Source organism: Streptodolium elevatio, from assembly GCF_040649515.1.
Classification (GTDB): Bacteria; Actinomycetota; Actinomycetes; order Streptomycetales; family Streptomycetaceae; genus Yinghuangia; species Yinghuangia elevatio.
Genome location: NZ_JBEZFP010000122.1, coordinates 1 through 16,461, shown reverse-complemented (window position 1 = coordinate 16,461; position 16,461 = coordinate 1). Strand labels below are relative to the sequence as shown.

The window sequence follows — 16,461 nt, the reverse complement described above, 5'->3', positions numbered from 1 at the left end:
CAGCCACACCAATCTCGGGAGACCGGCGGATTCTGGGCGTCCCCTGGGGGAACTGAGTGCTACTGCGTGATACTGCGTGGAACTGGGTAATCCTGTGTAGTTACAGCATGACAAGAGGTGACCAGCACCCCTTTGTCCGATTCATCATATACGAGCAATTCGCTGGCGTATGCGCCCTATGAGATGTTGATCTCAGAAATTCTTGCCCACTGGACATCCGGGCGCCAAGTGGCCTGCTCAGCTGGCATGTTCCAGCGCCCGCACCGCGGACCACCGCTCGGTGATCCGCCGGTACGCCTCCGACGCGCGCGCTCCGTCACCCGCCGCGAGCGCCGTCAGGCCCTCCGCAACGTGCTCGGCAGTGCGCTCCTCGGCGAGATCGCCGGACGGAATCAGCCGCACCAGTCCGCCGAAATCGAGCTCGACCATGGCCCTCGGATGGAACTCTTCAAGCCAACGGCCCAGATGCTCGAGCCCGGAGATCAGTGCGCCTTCCTCCAGGGTGTCGCGCAGAACCCGCAGCGCGCGAGCGACCCGACGCCGAGCCTGCACCATCGGCGTCCGGTAGTACAGCTCCCATCCGTCCCCGGCGTCCTCCGCCCCCTCCGCGCGCACGCCCTCCGGCTGCCCGCCTTCGGGTGCGACGAGGACGCGCTCGTCCTGGGCGAACAACACGAACCACCGCATGGGCACGTGCCAGGTGCTGCTGTGGATGTGCGGCTGGACATCCGGATTGTCCGCCCGCCAGCGGTCGTGGTCCGCCTCGGCCTGCGCCAGCACGACGCGGGGCCAGAAGGCGTCGAGCACCACCGGCGGGAACTCCCGTCGCATGTCGGCCAGGGCCGTCCAGCAGCGCAGCCGCGTCTGGCGCGGGCAGATCACCGGGACCCCGTCGATCTCCGCGACGAACGCGTCCTCGCTCTCGTGCGGCGGGGCCGGCTCGGGAGGCGTCGCGAGGATGCCCTCCATCGCCATCCGCTGTTCCTGGGCGGTCAGTTCGGCCGTCGTGCCGGCTCCCCAGGCGCGCCGCGTATGCACGTCGCGCACGTAGTCGGCCCAGCGCGAGCGGTCCGGCTCCGGGAAAGCCGCGAGCGGCTCGTACACACGCAGGTATGCCGAGTAGGGGGCCACCACCGAAGTCCGCACGTACCGAATGTTCGCATGCCCCCGATCGCGCCGCCGTCCGACCCGGGATTCCGGCACGTGGGGGCGCGGCGGTCCTAGGGTTGGGGCAGACGCCCGCGATCACCCACCGCGGGCCGGACTCGGGAGTCACCACAGTGACGACGACAAGTACGACGGGCACCAGCGCACGGACCCACACCCCGGGACCCGTGTTCGGCAGGAGCTCCGGACACGAGCAGGTCGTGTTCTGCCAGGACCAGGCGAGCGGGCTCAAGGCCGTCATCGCCATCTACTCGACAGCGCTCGGCCCCTCCCTGGGCGGCACGCGCTTCTACCCGTACGCGACCGAGGACGAGGCCGTCGAGGACGTCCTCAACCTGTCCAAGGGCATGGCGTACAAGAACGCCCTCGCGGGCCTCGACCACGGCGGCGGCAAGGCCGTCATCATCGGCGACCCGAAGCGCGACAAGAGCGAGGCCCTGCTGCGTGCCTACGGGCGCTTCGTGCAGTCCCTCGGAGGCCGCTACGTGACCGCGTGCGACGTGGGCACGTACGTCGAGGACATGGACGTCGTGGCACGGGAGTGCGGCTTCGTCACCGGCCGTTCACCCGACTCGGGCGGGGCGGGCGACTCGTCGGTGCTCACCGCCTACGGCGTCTACCAGGGCATGCTGGCGAGTGCCGAACACCTCTGGGGCACCGCGGACCTGCGCGGCCGGCGCGTCGGCATCGCCGGGGTCGGCAAGGTCGGCAGGCACCTCATCGGGCACCTCCTCGAGGACGGCGCCGAGGTGCTGGTCACGGACGTCGACCCGGCCGCGGTCGAACGCGTGCGAGCGGCCTACCCCGCCGTCTCGGTCGCGGCCGACACGGACGCCCTCATCCGCGAGCCCATCGACGTGTACGCACCCTGCGCGCTCGGCGGCGCGCTCGACGACGCCAGTGTGGCGGTGCTCACCGCGAAAATCGTCTGCGGCGCGGCCAACAACCAGCTCGCACACCCGGGCGTCGACAAGACGCTCGCCGAGCGAGGCGTGCTGTACGCGCCGGACTACGTGGTCAATTCGGGCGGCGTCATCCAGGTGGCCGACGAGCTGCACGGATTCGACTTCGAACGGGCAAAGCGCCAGGCCTCGGGCATCCGCACCACCACCGCGCGGGTCTTCGCACTCGCCGACGAAGAGGGCGTCCCGCCCGCCGTCGCGGCCGACCGACTCGCCGAACGACGCATGGCGGATGTGGGTCGTCTGCGCGGGATCTACCTTGGAAGCTGAATCACAGGGTATCGTCAGCCTCGGCGAAGGACCCATGATCAGGCCCCTGACCAGCCGGAACAGTATTGCCGGGTCGGGGTCCGCGCCCACCTGTCACCCATGCGACGTACCGTCGCGCCGCGGAAGCAGGTACCGTTAATGCTCCACGGGCCGGTTCTTGAACCTGGATGAACCGACCCTGATCGTGAACGCGTGTCAAGACCCGGGGCCGTGAGCCCCGTCGTTGAGGGGGTCGAGCCATGGGGCGCGGCCGGGCCAAGGCCAAGCAGACAAAGGTCGCCCGCCAGCTGAAGTACAACAGCGGCGGAACAGATCTGAACCGTCTGGCCGAAGAGCTGGGCGTGTCGTCAGCCGATGAACCGCAGGTTCAGTCGGACGGTGACGACACGTATGAAGACGAGCTCGACGATCCCTACGCGGCGTATGCGGATTATTACGACGATGACGACGACGAGGACGACGTCGGCCCCTCGGGCCGCCGCTGACCACGTCGCGGGCCTCGTCTGACGGTTCGCCGCCCGTGTCAGGGGTGTAGCAGCACCCGATCGGTCCGGGACCAGACCCTTGGTGGTCGGTCCCGGACCCTTTGTGCTGTCCGCGAAGTCGCGGCCAGTCGGCGTCAGCGTCCGTGCGAGCCCTCCAGGACCGCCTGGCCCGTACCGGCCTCGACGCGGCCCAGCACCCACGCCGGTACGCCGCGCTCGGCCAGCACTGCGAGCGCCGCGTCCACGGCGTCCGCCGCGACGACCGCCACCATGCCCACGCCCATGTTGAGGGTCTTCTCCAGCTCCGGCTGGGCGACCTTGCCGAGCTCGCCGACGAGCGAGAACACCGCGCCGGGCGTCCACGTCGAACGGTCCAGGCGGGCGTCCAGGTGGCCGGGCAGGACGCGGGCCAGGTTGGCCGCCAGGCCGCCGCCGGTGACGTGCGAGAAGGCGTGCACCTCGGTACGGCGGGCCAGGTCGAGGCAGTCGAGCGAGTAGATGCGGGTCGGCTCCAAGAGCTCCTCGCCGAGCGTACGGCCGAACTCCGGCACGTCGCGGTCCAGCTCCCAGCCGGCGCCCGCGAAGAACACGTGGCGCACGAGCGAGTAGCCGTTGGAGTGCAGGCCCGACGCGGCCATCGCGACGACCACGTCGCCCTCGCGCACGCGCTCGGCGCCCAGGAGGCGGTCCGCCTCGACGACGCCCGTGCCCGCGCCCGCGACGTCGTACTCGTCCGGGTCGAGCAGCCCCGGGTGTTCGGCCGTCTCGCCGCCCACCAGCGCGCACCCGGCCAGCACACAGCCCTCGGCGATGCCCTTGACGATCGACGCGATGCGCTCCGGGACGACCTTGCCGGTCGCGATGTAGTCGGTCATGAACAGCGGCTCCGCGCCGCACACCACGAGGTCGTCGACCACCATGCCGACGAGGTCCCGGCCGATCGTGTCGTGCTTGTCCATGCGCTGCGCGATCGCGACCTTGGTGCCGACGCCGTCGGTCGAGGTGGCCAGCAGCGGGCGCGTGTACCGCGTGAACGCGGAGACGTCGAAGAGCCCCGCGAAGCCCCCGATGCCGCCGAGGACCTCGGGGCGGGTGGCCTTCCCGACCCAGGTCTTCATCAGTTCGACGGCGCGGTCGCCGGCTTCGATGTCGACACCGGCGGCGGCGTAGGTGGAGGAGGGGTTGTCGGTCACGACGGTACGGCCCTTTCGGGTCGGGTGGTTCGGGGTGGTGTCCCGTTCGCGGGCCGGACTGCGGGGGTGCGGTTCCGCACCCCCGCTCGCGGCGCTACGGGCGGCGCAGGGCGTCTTCCGCGCCCGCGCCCCCGAGAAGGGACTGGACGCCGTCCACATCGCTGCGCACGGCCTGCTCCAGGCCTTCCAGGAGGTGCTTGCCCAGGCGCTCCGGGTCGGGCAGCTCGATCGGGTAGACCCCGTCGAAGCACGCCCGGCACAGGTTGTCCTTGGGAATTGTGGTCGCCTCGACCATCGCGTCGATCGAGATGTACGCGAGCGAGTCCGCACCGAGCGACTTGGCGATCTCGTCGACCGACAGGCCGTTCGCGATCAGCTCGGCGCGCGTCGCGAAGTCGATGCCGAAGAAGCACGGCCACTTCACGGGCGGGGACGAGATGCGCACGTGCACCTCGGCCGCACCGGCTTCACGCAGCATGCGCACGAGGGCGCGCTGCGTGTTGCCGCGCACGATCGAGTCGTCGACGACGACGAGGCGCTTGCCGGCGATGACCTCGCGCAGCGGGTTGAGCTTGAGGCGGATGCCGAGCTGGCGGATGGTCTGGCTCGGCTGGATGAAGGTGCGCCCGACGTACGAGTTCTTGACCAGGCCCTGGCCGAACGGGATGCCGGACGCCTCGGCGTACCCGATCGCCGCCGGGGTCCCGGACTCCGGGGTCGGCATGACCAGGTCGGCTTCGACCGGGGCTTCCTTCGCGAGGCGGCGGCCCATCTCGACACGTGCCGCGTGCACCCCGCGGCCGGCGATCGAGGTGTCGGGGCGGGCGAGGTAGACGTACTCGAACACGCAGCCCTTGGGCTCGGCCTTGGCGAACCGCTGGGTGCGCAGGCCGTGCTCGTCGATGGCGACCAGCTCGCCCGGCTCGATCTCGCGGATGAACGACGCGCCCACGATGTCGAGTGCGGCGGTCTCGCTCGCGGCGACCCAGCCGCGCTCCAGGCGGCCGAGCACGAGCGGGCGGATGCCCTGCGGATCGCGGGCCGCGTACAGCGTGCCCTCGTCCATGAAGACCAGCGAGAACGCGCCCTTGAGCTTGGGCAGGATCTGCATGGCGGTCTCCTCCAGCGACAGGTCGGGACGACCCGCGAGGAGGGAGGCCAGCAGATCGGTGTCGCTGGTGGCCTCGATTCGGCCTTGGTAGGGGTAGTTGAGCTCACCGCGGTCCGGGCCCTGCTCCGCGACCATGCGGGCCAGCTCACCGGTGTTGGTGAGATTGCCGTTGTGGCCGAGGGCGATGCTGCCCGTCGCGGTGGCCCGGAAGGTCGGCTGGGCGTTCTCCCAGACCGAGGAACCGGTGGTGGAGTAGCGGGCGTGTCCGACGGCCATGTGGCCGCGCAACGATCCCAAGGTCGCCTCGTCGAAGACCTGGGACACCAGGCCCATGTCCTTGAAGACGAGGATCTGGGAGCCGTTGCTCACCGCGATACCGGCGGATTCCGTCCCGCGGTGCTGCAGTGCGTAGAGCCCGAAATAGGTAAGTTTCGCGACCTCTTCGCCGGGGGCCCAGACGCCGAAGACGCCGCAGGCGTCCTGCGGGCCCTTCTCGCCGGGGAAGAGATCGTGGTTGAGTCGTCCGTCGCCACGTGGCACGCGGTCGAGTCTACGCGAGGCTGTCGGGGGCCGTGGTTCACCCCAACAGCGGCAGCCACCCGGACAGGTCGGCGCGTTCCCCGCTGGCCCGCACGCTGCCGTCGTCGACGGTGTCTTCCCAGGTCACACGGCCTGCGGCGAGTCGGAGCCAGGTGCGCGGATCGCTCTCGACGACGTTCGGCGGAGTCCCCCGGGTGTGCTTCGGGCCTGTGACGCATTGCACGACGGCGAATGGCGGGACCCGCACCTCGACCGAATAGCCGGGCGCCCGGACGGCCAGGATGTCGGCGAGGACCCTGGTCACGACCGCGAGTGCCTGCCGGTCGTGCGGGAAGGCCGCGCCGGTGGCCCGCTCCAGGTCGTCGGCGTGCACGACGGCCTCGATGAGGCGCGTGACGAGCATGTCCGGGACGCGCATGGGACCGATACGAGTGACGCTCACCCGGGTGTCGGGTGTCTCGGCGACGAGCCGAGTCGCGTCCTCGACGTAGTCGCGCGGGGTCTTGCCTGCCTCGGCCATCTCCTGCGCCAGATCGGAGATCGCCTCGGCGGCCGCGGCGGTGCCGCCCGCCCACTGCTCGACGGTGATGGGCGGGCCGGTCGGCTCGGGCTGCCCGAGCCAGCGGGGCACGGCCTCGACGCCGGCGGCGATGTGCCCGACGAGGTCGGCGAGGGTCCAGCCGGTGAGTCCGGACGGGTCCTTGAGCCGCGCCGACTCCAGTGCGTCGGTGAAGTCCGCGAGGGCCTGCCATTCGGCCGCCAATGCGGCCCGCACGCGGGCGGGGTCGACGGGACGGATCGCGGGGGTACGCGCGGCGGCAGGCATGGCCGGAGGATACGACTCGGCGCTCCCGGCGTGGAAACGTTTTCCACCGTCCTGGGGCAACTATCCGCGTCTTCCACAGATTCGAGCCTGGGCCCTGCGGCGGACCGCGATGCCGCCGACCATGGAGTCACGGCCGCGAAAAGCGGTCCCCGAGAACCACAGGACCGCAGGACCGCAGCACGGGAGCACCGCGACACGGCAGCAGGCAGCAGGCAGCAGGCAGCAGGCAGCAGGCAGCAGGCAGCAGGCAGCACGGAGAACAGGGCAGCAGCACCGCAGTTCTTTGCGCGGTGATCGCGCAGTTGATTGCCCATCACGGCAGTACGGCAGTACGGCAGTACGGCAGTACGGCAGTACGGCAGTACGGCAGCACACCCGCAGAAGCACCCCGCCCGTCACCGCTTCGCCGAAGGAGGCTTCCATGACCGAGATTTCGTCGTCCGCCGATCCCGCCCGGATCAGCGCCCGCGCGCATGCGCTGGCGGTCGCCGCGACCCGTATCGACAACGACGCCGTGACGCTCGCGGCCGGTGTCCGGTCGGCCCTGACCCAGTGGTCCGGCACCGCCGCGGCCGCCTTCCGTTCGTACGCGGGGGCCACCGACGCGTCACGCATCGCCACGTCGTCGGCGTTGCGGGTGGCGGCCATACGCCTGGAAGCGCACGCCGAAGCCGTCGCGGCCGCTCGCGCCCGGCCGTGATCCGACGCACTCACCCAGTGCGTAAGCGGGCCTAAGCGCTCTCGGGGAACCGGGGTGCGCTCCGCGTTGTCCAGTGCGTGCTGTCGCAAGGCGCGGGACCGAAGCTCGTATTCGGTCGTACTCGCAAGGTCCCGCAACGCCGCGGAGTGCGTGCCGGGCAGCGCGGATATGTGCCCCAGTTCCCCGAGGCCGCTTAGCCGCGGCGCTCCGAGATCCTTCCGTTCCGAGCTCCTTCCGTCAGGAGGTCGTCCGTTGAATCCGCCGATTCGTATCTCGCCCCAGGAACTGTCCGGCCTCGCCGCCGGGTTCGACGCCGCGGTACCCGGCCTGGAAGCGGCGCGCGAGGCACTGCGCGCCGCCGAGGGCGACTTCGACCTCGCCGCCAGTCGGACCGACTCCCCTGGCACGTGGGCCGCGGCGACCGCGGCCGTCGAACACGCGATGGCGGAGGCCACCCATCTCCACAGCGTCGTCGCGTCCACGCCGGGGCTGCTGCGGTCCTGCGCGGAGGAGTACACGACCGGCGACCGCCTGGCCGCCGATCTCCTGCGGGCGCTCGCGGCACACGGCGACCCGCTTCCTCCGCTCACCCTGTCCGAGTACGCGACACCGCCGCCCACGCCCCCGCCGCCTCCGCCCGCCGTGGTCCGTGCCGACGCACCGGCACCCGAGGTGCCGCCGTTCCGCGTCGCGCAGTTCAACTCTCCGGCGGTCGAGTTCGCCGCGCAGGTCGCGGGTGTGACCCGGGCGGCGCCGGGAGGGTCGGGCACCGGACCGCCGCCCCGGGCCGGCGGTGCGCAGCGCACGAGGTCGTCGGTCGAACGGCCGGCCGGCGGGGCCGCGAACGGCCCGGCTCCCGGCGGCCGAAGCCCCCAAGACGGGAGTTCCGGGGCCGCGCGCACGCCGGCGCCGGGTGCCACCGGATCGGCCCCGAAGGGGGCGAGCGTCGCGGTGCCCGGTGACGTGCGGCGTTCGGAGATCCTGCGGCGGGCCAAGCGCTGGGCGGATCTGGGACTCGACTACAGCATGGCCCGCACGTTCGAGGGCCATCGCATGGACTGCTCCGGCCTGGTGTCGATGGCGTGGGGGCTTCCCGCCCCCGGCCTGACCACCGACACCTTGCCGCAGGTGTCGCACCGCATCGACAAGGACGAACTGCTGCCCGGGGACATCCTGGTGAACACCGCTCCGGGCGCCGCCGGACACACGCTGATCTTCGCCGGGTGGGCGGACGCCGCGCACACGCGCTACTTCGCGTACGAGGAAAGCGGCGGCAAGGGCGCGCACTTCGGAACCGTGCCGTACCCCTACTGGCCAGGCCACGGAACGTTCCAGCCATACCGGCTCGACAGCTTAGGAGGCTGAACCGCGCAACGGGTCCACCCGCGTAGAGCTTGCACCTTCGTGCATGGACCCGACAGGCCCGCCCCGCCACTATTGAGTCGCGGGGAACGGAGGTCGACGGCGAACCACGATGCCGATGACCACCACCTGTGTGGGAACCCGGGGGGCTTTCACACGGGAAACATCCAGGGGGAATATCCCGCACGAGCGAGGCTCGCGAGTCCCTGCCGGGGCTCGGGGGCTCCGGGGCTCGGGGGCTCCGGGGCTCGGGGGCTCCGGGGCTCGGGGGCTCCGGGGCTCGGGTGCTTGTCGTACGTCAGGCCGTGGGCAGACCACCGCCGCCGTCCTTGACATCGACACCTAGTGCTGTGGCCGGGAAGGTTTGCCGGTCCCGGTGTTCGGTGCCGTGCCGCCGGGCCTGGCGGCCCTCCCAAGCAAGGCGCAGGCCCGAAGCTCGTACTCGGTCGTACTCGCGAGGGTCTGCAACGCGGCGAGGTGGGGCGCCGGGAACCGGTGAACCTTTCCGGTCACAGCACTAGCTTGACTTCGAGAGCGCTCCAAGTCGCAAACTCCCGTTCCAGGCCCGGACAGTCGGACGGAATGGAGACTCGGCATGAAATACCGTTCTATTGGCACGAACCCGGACACGCGCCGTGAGGTGAGTGTGCTCTCGCTCGGAGCGATGCTCTTCGGCACCGCCACCGACGAGAAGACGTCGTTCGCGGTCCTGGACCGGTACGTCGAGGCCGGCGGCACGTTCATCGACACGTCGAACAACTACGCGTACTGGGCGGATGGCGGCCTGGGCGGGCAGAGCGAGGAACTGCTCGGCAAATGGCGGAAGTCGCGTGGCATAGGCAACGAGATCGTCATCGCCACCAAGCTGGGGGCCCGGCCGCGCACCCCCGGGACGGGCTTCCTCGACAACCCGGAGGGGCTGTCCGCGAAGACGATCCGCGAGGCCGCCGAACGCAGCCGCGAACGCCTGGGCGTCGAACGCATCGACCTGCTGTACGCACACATCGAGGACCGCACCGTCCCGCTGCGGGACACCGTCGAAGGGTTCGGCGAGCTGGTCGCGGAAGGCACGGTCGGGTTGCTCGGGGTGAGCAACCACGCAATCTGGCGCGTGGAACGCGCCCGTGCGCTGGCCGCCGCCGCGGGCCTGCCCGGCTACGAGGTCCTGCAGTACCAGCACAGCCTGCTGCGCCCGCGCTACGACATCCCGCAACCGCTGTTCCCCGAAGGGTCGCTCGGGCACAGCGGCGCCGAACTGGCGAGCTACCTGGGCGCCGAGCCGGACCTGACGCTGGTGGCGTACTCGCCGCTGATGGGCGGTCTCTACACGCGCGACGACAAGCAACTGCCGGACGACTACGACCACCCCGGCACTCCCGCGCGGCTCGCGGTGCTCCGCGAGATCGCCAAGGAGACGGGCGCGACGCCCAATCAGGTCGTGCTGGCCTGGCAGATCGGCGGCAACCTCCCGATCGTCCCGCTCGCCGGAGCGTCGTCCGTGGCCCAGTTGGAGGAGAACCTCGGAGCCGTCGACCTCGATCTGAGCCCCGAGCAGCGCGCCCGGCTGGACGCGGCCGGCGGGTGACTCGGCCGCCGGTCGGGCGGATCGCCGCGCCCAACTCCGCGCGGAACACCGGGGAGGTCGCGGAACCGTACGCGTTGCGACGTCGACGCGGCTGCGACCTCCCTCCGACCCCGCAGGGAAGCGGCGGACGAGCGGCGGGCAGAGCGGCGGAGGCAGAGCGGCGGAAACGGAACAGCGGAAGCGGCTGCGCGGCCGCCGTCCGGGGGTGGGCAAGCCACCGACGAGCGGAGGCGGAGCCGCGGGAGAAGGGAATGGACGCGCGCGGCACCGTTGTTGGCATGATCGTTATGGCACGAGGTATTTGGTCGCAGAAGGTCCGCTCCGCCCGCTGACGGCGGCGCCTTCCTCCTGCTGACAGCGCGCTCGCCGTCCCGGTCCCGCCGGGCGGCGCCATTTTGCTACCCGGCTCCCCTGCGAGCCGCGGAGCGCGATGTGAACCCCACCCCTTTTCCCGAAGCCTCGCCCGTCCTGCCCGCTCCGTCCGTCGACGCGGGCGGCAGCGCGCACATCCGCGCCGAGGGCGTCACCGTCACCCGCCAGTCGCGGCGTGTCCTGGACGACGTCTCCCTCACCGTGTCCGCACGGTCCCGATCGCCGTCGTCGGCGAGAACGGCCGCGGCAAGACGACGCTGCTGCACATGCTCGCCGGGCTGATCACGCCCGACGAGGGCGTCGTCCGGCGGGTCGGAACGGTCGGCCTCGCCCGCCAGGAGCTGTCGGTCGGTCACGGCACGACCGTCGGCACCCTGACGTCCGAGGCATGGTGGTCGTGGTGTCGTCGCGTAGGTGGCCGTCGAGGTCGTCGGGGCGCGATGGGGCCGCGGCGGTTACCGAAGTGCCTGGTGGTCGCGATCGTCGCGAATGGGTCGATGCGGGGGTACGTCTCGATGTACGCGTCGAGCATCGTGCGCGATCGGGCGTCGGGCGCACAGGACCCCCTTGGACGACGCCAGGTACGACACAAGCCGCGCCCGGCAGCAGACCGGGCGCGGCTTGTGACGGTATATCAGGCGAAGAACTCGCGCAGCGGAGTCGCGTTGGCTGTCCGCAATTCGTCCATGCCTACCGTGAACTGGCCCTGGATCTCCAGGACTTCACCGTCCACGACGCCGATCCGGGCGACCGGCAGGTGACGGACGCGGCACATGTCGGTGAAGCGCAGTTCCTCGCTGCGCGGGACCGCCACGATCGCGCGTCCGGCGGACTCGCTGAACAGCGCCACGAACGGGTCCAGCTCCTCCGGGAGCACGACGCGCGCGCCGTTGCCGCCGCGCAGGCAGGCCTCGACGAGCGCCTGGGCGAGACCGCCGTCGGCGAGGTCGTGCGCGGCGTCGACCATGCCGTCGCGCGAGCCCGCGATCAGCACCTCGGCGAGCAGCCGCTCGCGCTCCAGGTCGACGGCCGGCGGGCGGCCGCCGAGGTGGCCGTGCGCGACGTCCGCCCAGACGGAGCCGGACAGTTCCTCGCGGGTGTCGCCGAGGAGCAGGATGATCTGCCCCTCCTCGCGGAACCCGATCGGGGTGCGGCGGGTGACGTCGTCGATGACGCCGAGCACGCCGACCACCGGGGTGGGGTGGATCGCCACGTCGCCGGTCTGGTTGTAGAACGAGACGTTGCCGCCGGTCACCGGGGTGCCGAGGGTCTGGCACGCGTCCGCCAGGCCGCGGCACGCCTCCGCGAACTGCCACATGACGCCCGGGTCTTCGGGGGATCCGAAGTTGAGGCAGTCGGTGACGGCCAGCGGGCGGGCGCCGGTGGTGGCCACGTTGCGGTACGCCTCGGCGAGCGCCAACTGCGCGCCCGCATACGGGTCGAGCTTGCAGAACCGGCCGTTGCCGTCGGTCGAGACGGCCACCCCGAGGTTGGTCTCCTCGTCGACGCGGACCATGCCGGCGTCCTCGGGCTGGGCGAGGACGGTGTTGCCGAGGACGTACCGGTCGTACTGGTCGGTGATCCACGACTTGTCGGCGAGGTTCGGCGAGCCGGTGACCTTGAGCAGCGTCGCGCGCAGCTCGTCGCCGCCCTGCGGGCGCGGCAGCCGCTCGGCGGCGTCGGCCTGCAGCGCGTCCTGCCACTCGGGACGGGCGAACGGCCGCTCGTAGACCGGGCCTTCGTGCGCGACGGTACGCGGCGGCACGTCCACGATCTTCTCGCCGTGCCAGAAGATCTCCAGGCGGTCGCCGTCCGTGACCTCGCCGATGACCGTCGCGATGACGTCCCACTTGGCGCAGATCTCCAGGAACCGCGCGACCTTGCCCGGCTCGACGATCGCGCACATGCGCTCCTGCGACTCGCTCATGAGGATCTCCTCGGGAGCGAGCGTCGCGTCGCGCAGCGGCACCTTGTCGAGCTCGACGCGCATGCCGCCCGAACCGGCCGACGCCAGCTCGGAGGTGGCGCACGACAGGCCCGCGCCGCCGAGGTCCTGGATGCCGGTGACCAGGTCCTCGGCAAAGACCTCGAGCGTGCACTCGATGAGCAGCTTCTCCTGGAACGGGTCGCCGACCTGGACGGCGGGGCGCTTGGCCGGGCCGTCCGCCTCGAAGGTCTCGGACGCGAGGACCGAGACGCCGCCGATGCCGTCGCCGCCGGTGCGCGCGCCGTACAGGATCACCAGGTTGCCGGTGCCGGAGGCCTTGGCGAGGTGGATGTCCTCGTGCTTCATGACGCCCACGCACAGCGCGTTGACCAGCGGGTTGCCCTGGTAGCACGGGTCGAAGACGACCTCGCCCCCGATGTTGGGCAGGCCGAGGCAGTTGCCGTAGCCGCCGATGCCGGAAACGACGCCCGGCAGCACGCGGCGCGTGTCCGGGTGGTCGAACGCGCCGAAGCGCAGCGGGTCCATGACGGCGACCGGGCGGGCACCCATCGCGAGGATGTCGCGGACGATGCCGCCGATCCCCGTCGCGGCGCCCTGGTACGGCTCGACGTAGCTGGGGTGGTTGTGCGACTCGACCTTGAAGGTCACCGCGTAGCCCTGGCCGACGTCGACGACGCCGGCGTTCTCGCCGATGCCGACGAGCATGGCGTCGGAGGCGGGGGCCTTGTCGCCGAACTGGCGCAGGTGCACCTTGCTGGACTTGTACGAGCAGTGCTCGGACCACATCACCGAGTACATCGCCAGCTCGGAACTGGTCGGGCGGCGGTCGAGGATGGTGACGATGCGCTCGTACTCGTCGGTCTTGAGGCCCAGTTCGGCGTACGGCTGGCCGAACGTGTGGGCGCCGACGGGACCGTCCTGCAGCCAGCCCCGGTCCTTGGAGTCGTCCTTGGCCTTGTCGACAGTGTCGAGGGTCATGCGTTGACCAGCTTCTTCAGAACGGACGTGAAGAACCCGAGGCCGTCCGTGGTCGGACCGGTCAGCGGCTCCACGGCGTGTTCGGGGTGCGGCATGAGGCCGACGACGTTGCCCGCCTCGTTGGTGATGCCGGCGATGTCGCGGCGCGAACCGTTGGGGTTCAGCTCCAGGTAGCGGGCGACGACGCGGCCCTCCGCCTCGAGCATGTCGAGGGTCCGCTCGTCGGCGACGAAGCCGCCCTCGCCGTTCTTGAGCGGGACGACGATCTCCTGCCCCTGCTCGTACGCGCCGGTCCACGCGGTGGCGGAGTTCTCGATCCGCAGGCGCTGGTCGCGGCAGATGAAGTGGAGGTGGTCGTTGCGGGTCAGGGCACCGGGCAGCAGGTGCGACTCGCACAGGATCTGGAAGCCGTTGCAGATGCCCAGCACCGGGAGGCCGTCCCGGGCACCCGTGATGATCGTCTCCATGACCGGGGAGAACCGGGAGATCGCACCGCAGCGCAGGTAGTCGCCGTAGCTGAAGCCGCCGGGCAGCACGACGCCGTCGACGCCGCGCAGGTCCTTGTCGCCGTGCCAGAGCGCGACGGGCTCGGCGCCCGCGAGCCGGACGGCGCGCTGCGCGTCGCGGTCGTCGAGCGAGCCGGGGAAAGTGACGACGCCGATCCGAGTGGTCACTTGTCCTCGACCCTTACGGTGAAGTCCTCGATGACGGTGTTGGCCAGGAAGGTCTCCGCGGCTTCGCGAATGCGCGCGAGCGCCGCGTCGTCCACCGGACCTTCGACTTCGAGTTCAAATCGCTTGCCCTGGCGGACATCGGCGATCCCGGTGAATCCGAGGCGCGGCAGCGCACGCTGCACGGCCTGGCCCTGGGGATCGAGAATTTCCGGCTTGAGCATGACGTCGACGACGACGCGTGCCACGCGCACTCCCACTGTGCTGGTGCTGGACCTGGATGGCTGGTGCTGGACCTGGATGTCAGCCGCGGGTCGGCAGCCGCTCGAGGACCTGCTGCTGGATCCCCTGCTGCTGGATCCCGGGGCCGGTACGGACCCCCTCTTCGGCGCCCCCAGCCTACCGGGGAGCCCCGGCTGCTCCCCGCCCGGAGGTCCGGTTATCCACAGCGGTCCGGTTGTCCACAGGCCGCAGGCTGTGGACAACTTTGTGGTCACCCGTTCGGGTGAACCGTGTCGATGATCGGATGACCCGGTCCGACCTGCGTGAATGTCAATAAATTACCGAGTCGCGCGGGGTGATGCACAGCCCGGTCGACGCGGTTACCCACAGTCCGGGCAAGTTATCCACAGGGCTGTGGACAGACTCTCCGCAGGTCGGCGGGCTCCCGCCCCCGCGCCACCCCGCTCCGAGCGGGCCCGCCGCTCCCGCCGCCCTCGGTCCGACCACCGGCGGCCGGCCCCGAAGCGGCGACGCGGTCGGCGGCCGTCACGCTCCGTTCGGACCGGACAACCCGTCGGACGGCCCGGAGGGCAACCGTCCGGACGCGGACCACGGCGCCGCGGGCTCTTGACGCGGCGCGCCACGCCCGCGAATATCGGCAACCCGGGGAATTGAATGTCCGGGCAGTAAATTATCGGAAGCGCCCGCAAGATCGCATCGGCCGACCGTTTGTCGTGCCATCTCGCACCCTTATACTCGACATTGAGTCTTTAACTCACTCTTTTCCTCAGGTTCATCGCCGGAGAGGACACCGCCATGGCCCAGCGCGTAGTGGTGACGCTGCAAGACGACATCGACGGCAGCGCGGCGGCGGAGACGATCCGCTTCGGCCTTGACGGCAAGTCGTACGAAATCGACCTGTCCGAAGACCACGCGCAGGAGATGCGCGAGCTCCTCGGCCGTTACGTGGACGCGGCGCGGCGGACCGCCAAGTCCGGCAAGCCGTACAAGCAGACCACGGTCGCGCCGGACCCGGCCGCGGTGCGGGCCTGGGCGCGTTCGCAGGGGATGGACGTCCCGACGCGCGGCCGCATTCCCCGCAGCATCTACCAGGAATTCGAAGCCGCCAACTGACTTCGCGATCGGCCGCGCGGCTTCCGCGGCGGCTTCGGCGGTGTGTTGAAGACCTGGCTTCAGGACCGGACTTCGGCGCGCGATTCGTACCGAAGTCGTGTGGAAGTCGCGTGGAAGTCGTGCCGAGTTCGCCGCTGACTTCGACGGCCGAGTTCCGGATCCGAGTTCGGCGCCGGCCGGTTCGGCGGCGGCCTTGCGGCCGGAACTGGAAGCCCACCGGCGGCCGGACATCAAGGCCCGACTTCCGGCGCCGACTTCGCGTCGGCCTCGCCTCGACTTCGTGTCGACTTCGCTTCGGCTCCGGCCGCCGGACTCACCCGGACTTCCGAAGTCCACCGCCGACCCGGGCCGCGGATTTTGCGGACTTTACGGGGAAATCAGACATAGCCCAACGAAACACCCGGGCAAGTTGCCACGACACGTGTCCCGCTCGGGTAATGTTCTTCTCGCACGGGGAACTCCCCGTCACGCAGGTGTAGCTCAGTGGCAGAGCGTCCCCTTTCCAAGGGGAAGACGCAGTGTTCGATCCCTGTCACCTGCTCGGTCCCAACAGGGCGCCAACGAACGAGTGGTGATCGCCGCTCGGGAGATGGGGTAGAGTTGGGGGCACGATGAGGGCGGTAGTCCAAGTCATGCGGACGTGGCTCAGTTGGTAGAGCATCACCTTGCCAAGGTGAGGGTCGCGAGTTCGAATCTCGTCGTCCGCTCAGATGAAGGCCGGATCATCATGATCCGGCCTTCTGCGTTGTCCGGCATGGAGATCCCCTCGGCATGGAGATCCCCTCGCACGAAGATCCCGTCGACACGGAGATCACGGCCGATCGACAACCGACGGTCCGAGACGGCACGTCTCCGCAGGCACGCCGATCGTCCGGAGCGCCCGCGCTGTGGCCGGTTCCCCCGATCGGGGGAACCGGCCACAGCGTCGGTGCAGG

General features: G+C 70.6%; 13 protein-coding genes, 2 tRNA genes and 1 pseudogene. 9 read left to right on the top strand and 7 right to left on the bottom strand.

Features of this window, described 5'->3' with window-relative positions:
- Nucleotides 1-237 precede the first annotated feature (237 nt).
- Entirely contained in the window at nucleotides 238-1,146 is a 909-nt protein-coding gene (locus AB0C36_RS33570; protein WP_358361751.1) for a DUF8083 family protein, read from the bottom strand.
- A gap of 188 nt (nucleotides 1,147-1,334) precedes the next feature.
- On the opposite strand from AB0C36_RS33570, the gene AB0C36_RS33565 reads away from it, so the two are divergent.
- Both AB0C36_RS33565 and AB0C36_RS33560 read left to right on the top strand, forming a co-directional pair.
- Nucleotides 1,335-2,399 carry a Glu/Leu/Phe/Val family dehydrogenase gene (locus tag AB0C36_RS33565; RefSeq protein ID WP_358361748.1) on the top strand — a complete coding sequence of 355 codons (1,065 nt, stop codon included), beginning with the start codon at nucleotides 1,335-1,337 and terminating at the stop codon, nucleotides 2,397-2,399.
- Nucleotides 2,400-2,638: 239 nt separating this feature from the next.
- Nucleotides 2,639-2,884 carry a DUF3073 domain-containing protein gene (locus AB0C36_RS33560; RefSeq protein ID WP_358361745.1) on the top strand — a complete coding sequence of 82 codons (246 nt, stop codon included), beginning with the start codon at nucleotides 2,639-2,641 and terminating at the stop codon, nucleotides 2,882-2,884.
- 134 nt (nucleotides 2,885-3,018) lie between these two features.
- On the opposite strand, the gene purM is transcribed toward AB0C36_RS33560, so the two are convergent.
- The 3 genes from purM to AB0C36_RS33545 all read right to left on the bottom strand — a co-directional run bounded on the left by purM (nucleotide 3,019) and on the right by AB0C36_RS33545 (nucleotide 6,554).
- Nucleotides 3,019-4,077 (bottom strand): phosphoribosylformylglycinamidine cyclo-ligase, encoded by a 1,059-nt coding sequence (purM, locus tag AB0C36_RS33555; protein ID WP_358361743.1) that lies wholly within the window; start codon nucleotides 4,075-4,077, stop codon nucleotides 3,019-3,021.
- A gap of 94 nt (nucleotides 4,078-4,171) precedes the next feature.
- Entirely contained in the window at nucleotides 4,172-5,728 is a 1,557-nt protein-coding gene (gene purF, locus AB0C36_RS33550; protein WP_358361739.1) for an amidophosphoribosyltransferase, read from the bottom strand.
- A gap of 37 nt (nucleotides 5,729-5,765) precedes the next feature.
- Nucleotides 5,766-6,554, bottom strand: coding sequence for a maleylpyruvate isomerase family mycothiol-dependent enzyme (locus AB0C36_RS33545; protein WP_358361736.1), 789 nt, complete (start codon nucleotides 6,552-6,554; stop codon nucleotides 5,766-5,768).
- A 421-nt stretch (nucleotides 6,555-6,975) separates the two neighbouring features.
- Between AB0C36_RS33545 and AB0C36_RS33540 the strand changes: the two genes are divergently transcribed.
- The 4 genes and pseudogenes from AB0C36_RS33540 to AB0C36_RS33525 all read left to right on the top strand — a co-directional run.
- Complete coding sequence (locus AB0C36_RS33540; RefSeq protein ID WP_358361733.1) at nucleotides 6,976-7,254, top strand: hypothetical protein; 279 nt, start codon at nucleotides 6,976-6,978, stop codon at nucleotides 7,252-7,254.
- A 252-nt stretch (nucleotides 7,255-7,506) separates the two neighbouring features.
- Nucleotides 7,507-8,619 (top strand): NlpC/P60 family protein, encoded by a 1,113-nt coding sequence (locus AB0C36_RS33535; RefSeq protein ID WP_358361729.1) that lies wholly within the window; start codon nucleotides 7,507-7,509, stop codon nucleotides 8,617-8,619.
- 592 nt (nucleotides 8,620-9,211) lie between these two features.
- Entirely contained in the window at nucleotides 9,212-10,201 is a 990-nt protein-coding gene (locus AB0C36_RS33530) for an aldo/keto reductase (RefSeq protein ID WP_358361726.1), read from the top strand.
- A gap of 395 nt (nucleotides 10,202-10,596) precedes the next feature.
- Nucleotides 10,597-10,842, top strand: a pseudogene (locus tag AB0C36_RS33525) (hypothetical protein); the annotation flags it as partial.
- A gap of 365 nt (nucleotides 10,843-11,207) precedes the next feature.
- On the opposite strand, the gene purL reads toward AB0C36_RS33525, so the two are convergent.
- From purL to purS, 3 genes are read right to left on the bottom strand one after another with little or no spacing between them, the layout of a single operon-like run.
- On the bottom strand, nucleotides 11,208-13,499 hold the full coding sequence (purL, locus tag AB0C36_RS33520; protein ID WP_358361723.1) for a phosphoribosylformylglycinamidine synthase subunit PurL: 2,292 nt from the start codon (nucleotides 13,497-13,499) through the stop codon (nucleotides 11,208-11,210).
- Nucleotides 13,496-14,173 (bottom strand): phosphoribosylformylglycinamidine synthase subunit PurQ, encoded by a 678-nt coding sequence (gene purQ / locus AB0C36_RS33515; protein ID WP_358361721.1) that lies wholly within the window; start codon nucleotides 14,171-14,173, stop codon nucleotides 13,496-13,498. The genes purL and purQ overlap by 4 nt, the downstream gene beginning before the upstream one ends.
- Nucleotides 14,170-14,418, bottom strand: coding sequence for a phosphoribosylformylglycinamidine synthase subunit PurS (purS, locus tag AB0C36_RS33510; RefSeq protein ID WP_235050812.1), 249 nt, complete (start codon nucleotides 14,416-14,418; stop codon nucleotides 14,170-14,172). The genes purQ and purS overlap by 4 nt, the downstream gene beginning before the upstream one ends.
- A gap of 790 nt (nucleotides 14,419-15,208) precedes the next feature.
- Here purS and AB0C36_RS33505 point away from each other — a divergent pair.
- From AB0C36_RS33505 to AB0C36_RS33495, 3 genes are all read left to right on the top strand, one after another.
- Entirely contained in the window at nucleotides 15,209-15,526 is a 318-nt protein-coding gene (locus AB0C36_RS33505) for a histone-like nucleoid-structuring protein Lsr2 (RefSeq protein ID WP_358361718.1), read from the top strand.
- Between the two features lie 469 nt (nucleotides 15,527-15,995).
- Nucleotides 15,996-16,067: transfer RNA gene (locus tag AB0C36_RS33500), tRNA-Gly, on the top strand.
- 93 nt (nucleotides 16,068-16,160) lie between these two features.
- Nucleotides 16,161-16,233, top strand: a tRNA-Gly gene (locus tag AB0C36_RS33495).
- Nucleotides 16,234-16,461: the final 228 nt, after the last annotated feature.

Bases quoted from the DNA above. Each gene is read 5' to 3' on its own strand.
- AB0C36_RS33505 (WP_358361718.1), top strand. From the start codon at position 15,209: ATGGCCCAGCGCGTAGTGGTGACGCTGCAAGACGACATCGACGGCAGC.
- purL (WP_358361723.1), bottom strand. From the start codon at position 13,499: ATGACCCTCGACACTGTCGACAAGGCCAAGGACGACTCCAAGGACCGG.
- AB0C36_RS33545 (WP_358361736.1), bottom strand. From the start codon at position 6,554: ATGCCTGCCGCCGCGCGTACCCCCGCGATCCGTCCCGTCGACCCCGCC.
- AB0C36_RS33530 (WP_358361726.1), top strand. From the start codon at position 9,212: ATGAAATACCGTTCTATTGGCACGAACCCGGACACGCGCCGTGAGGTG.
- AB0C36_RS33540 (WP_358361733.1), top strand. From the start codon at position 6,976: ATGACCGAGATTTCGTCGTCCGCCGATCCCGCCCGGATCAGCGCCCGC.
- AB0C36_RS33560 (WP_358361745.1), top strand. From the start codon at position 2,639: ATGGGGCGCGGCCGGGCCAAGGCCAAGCAGACAAAGGTCGCCCGCCAG.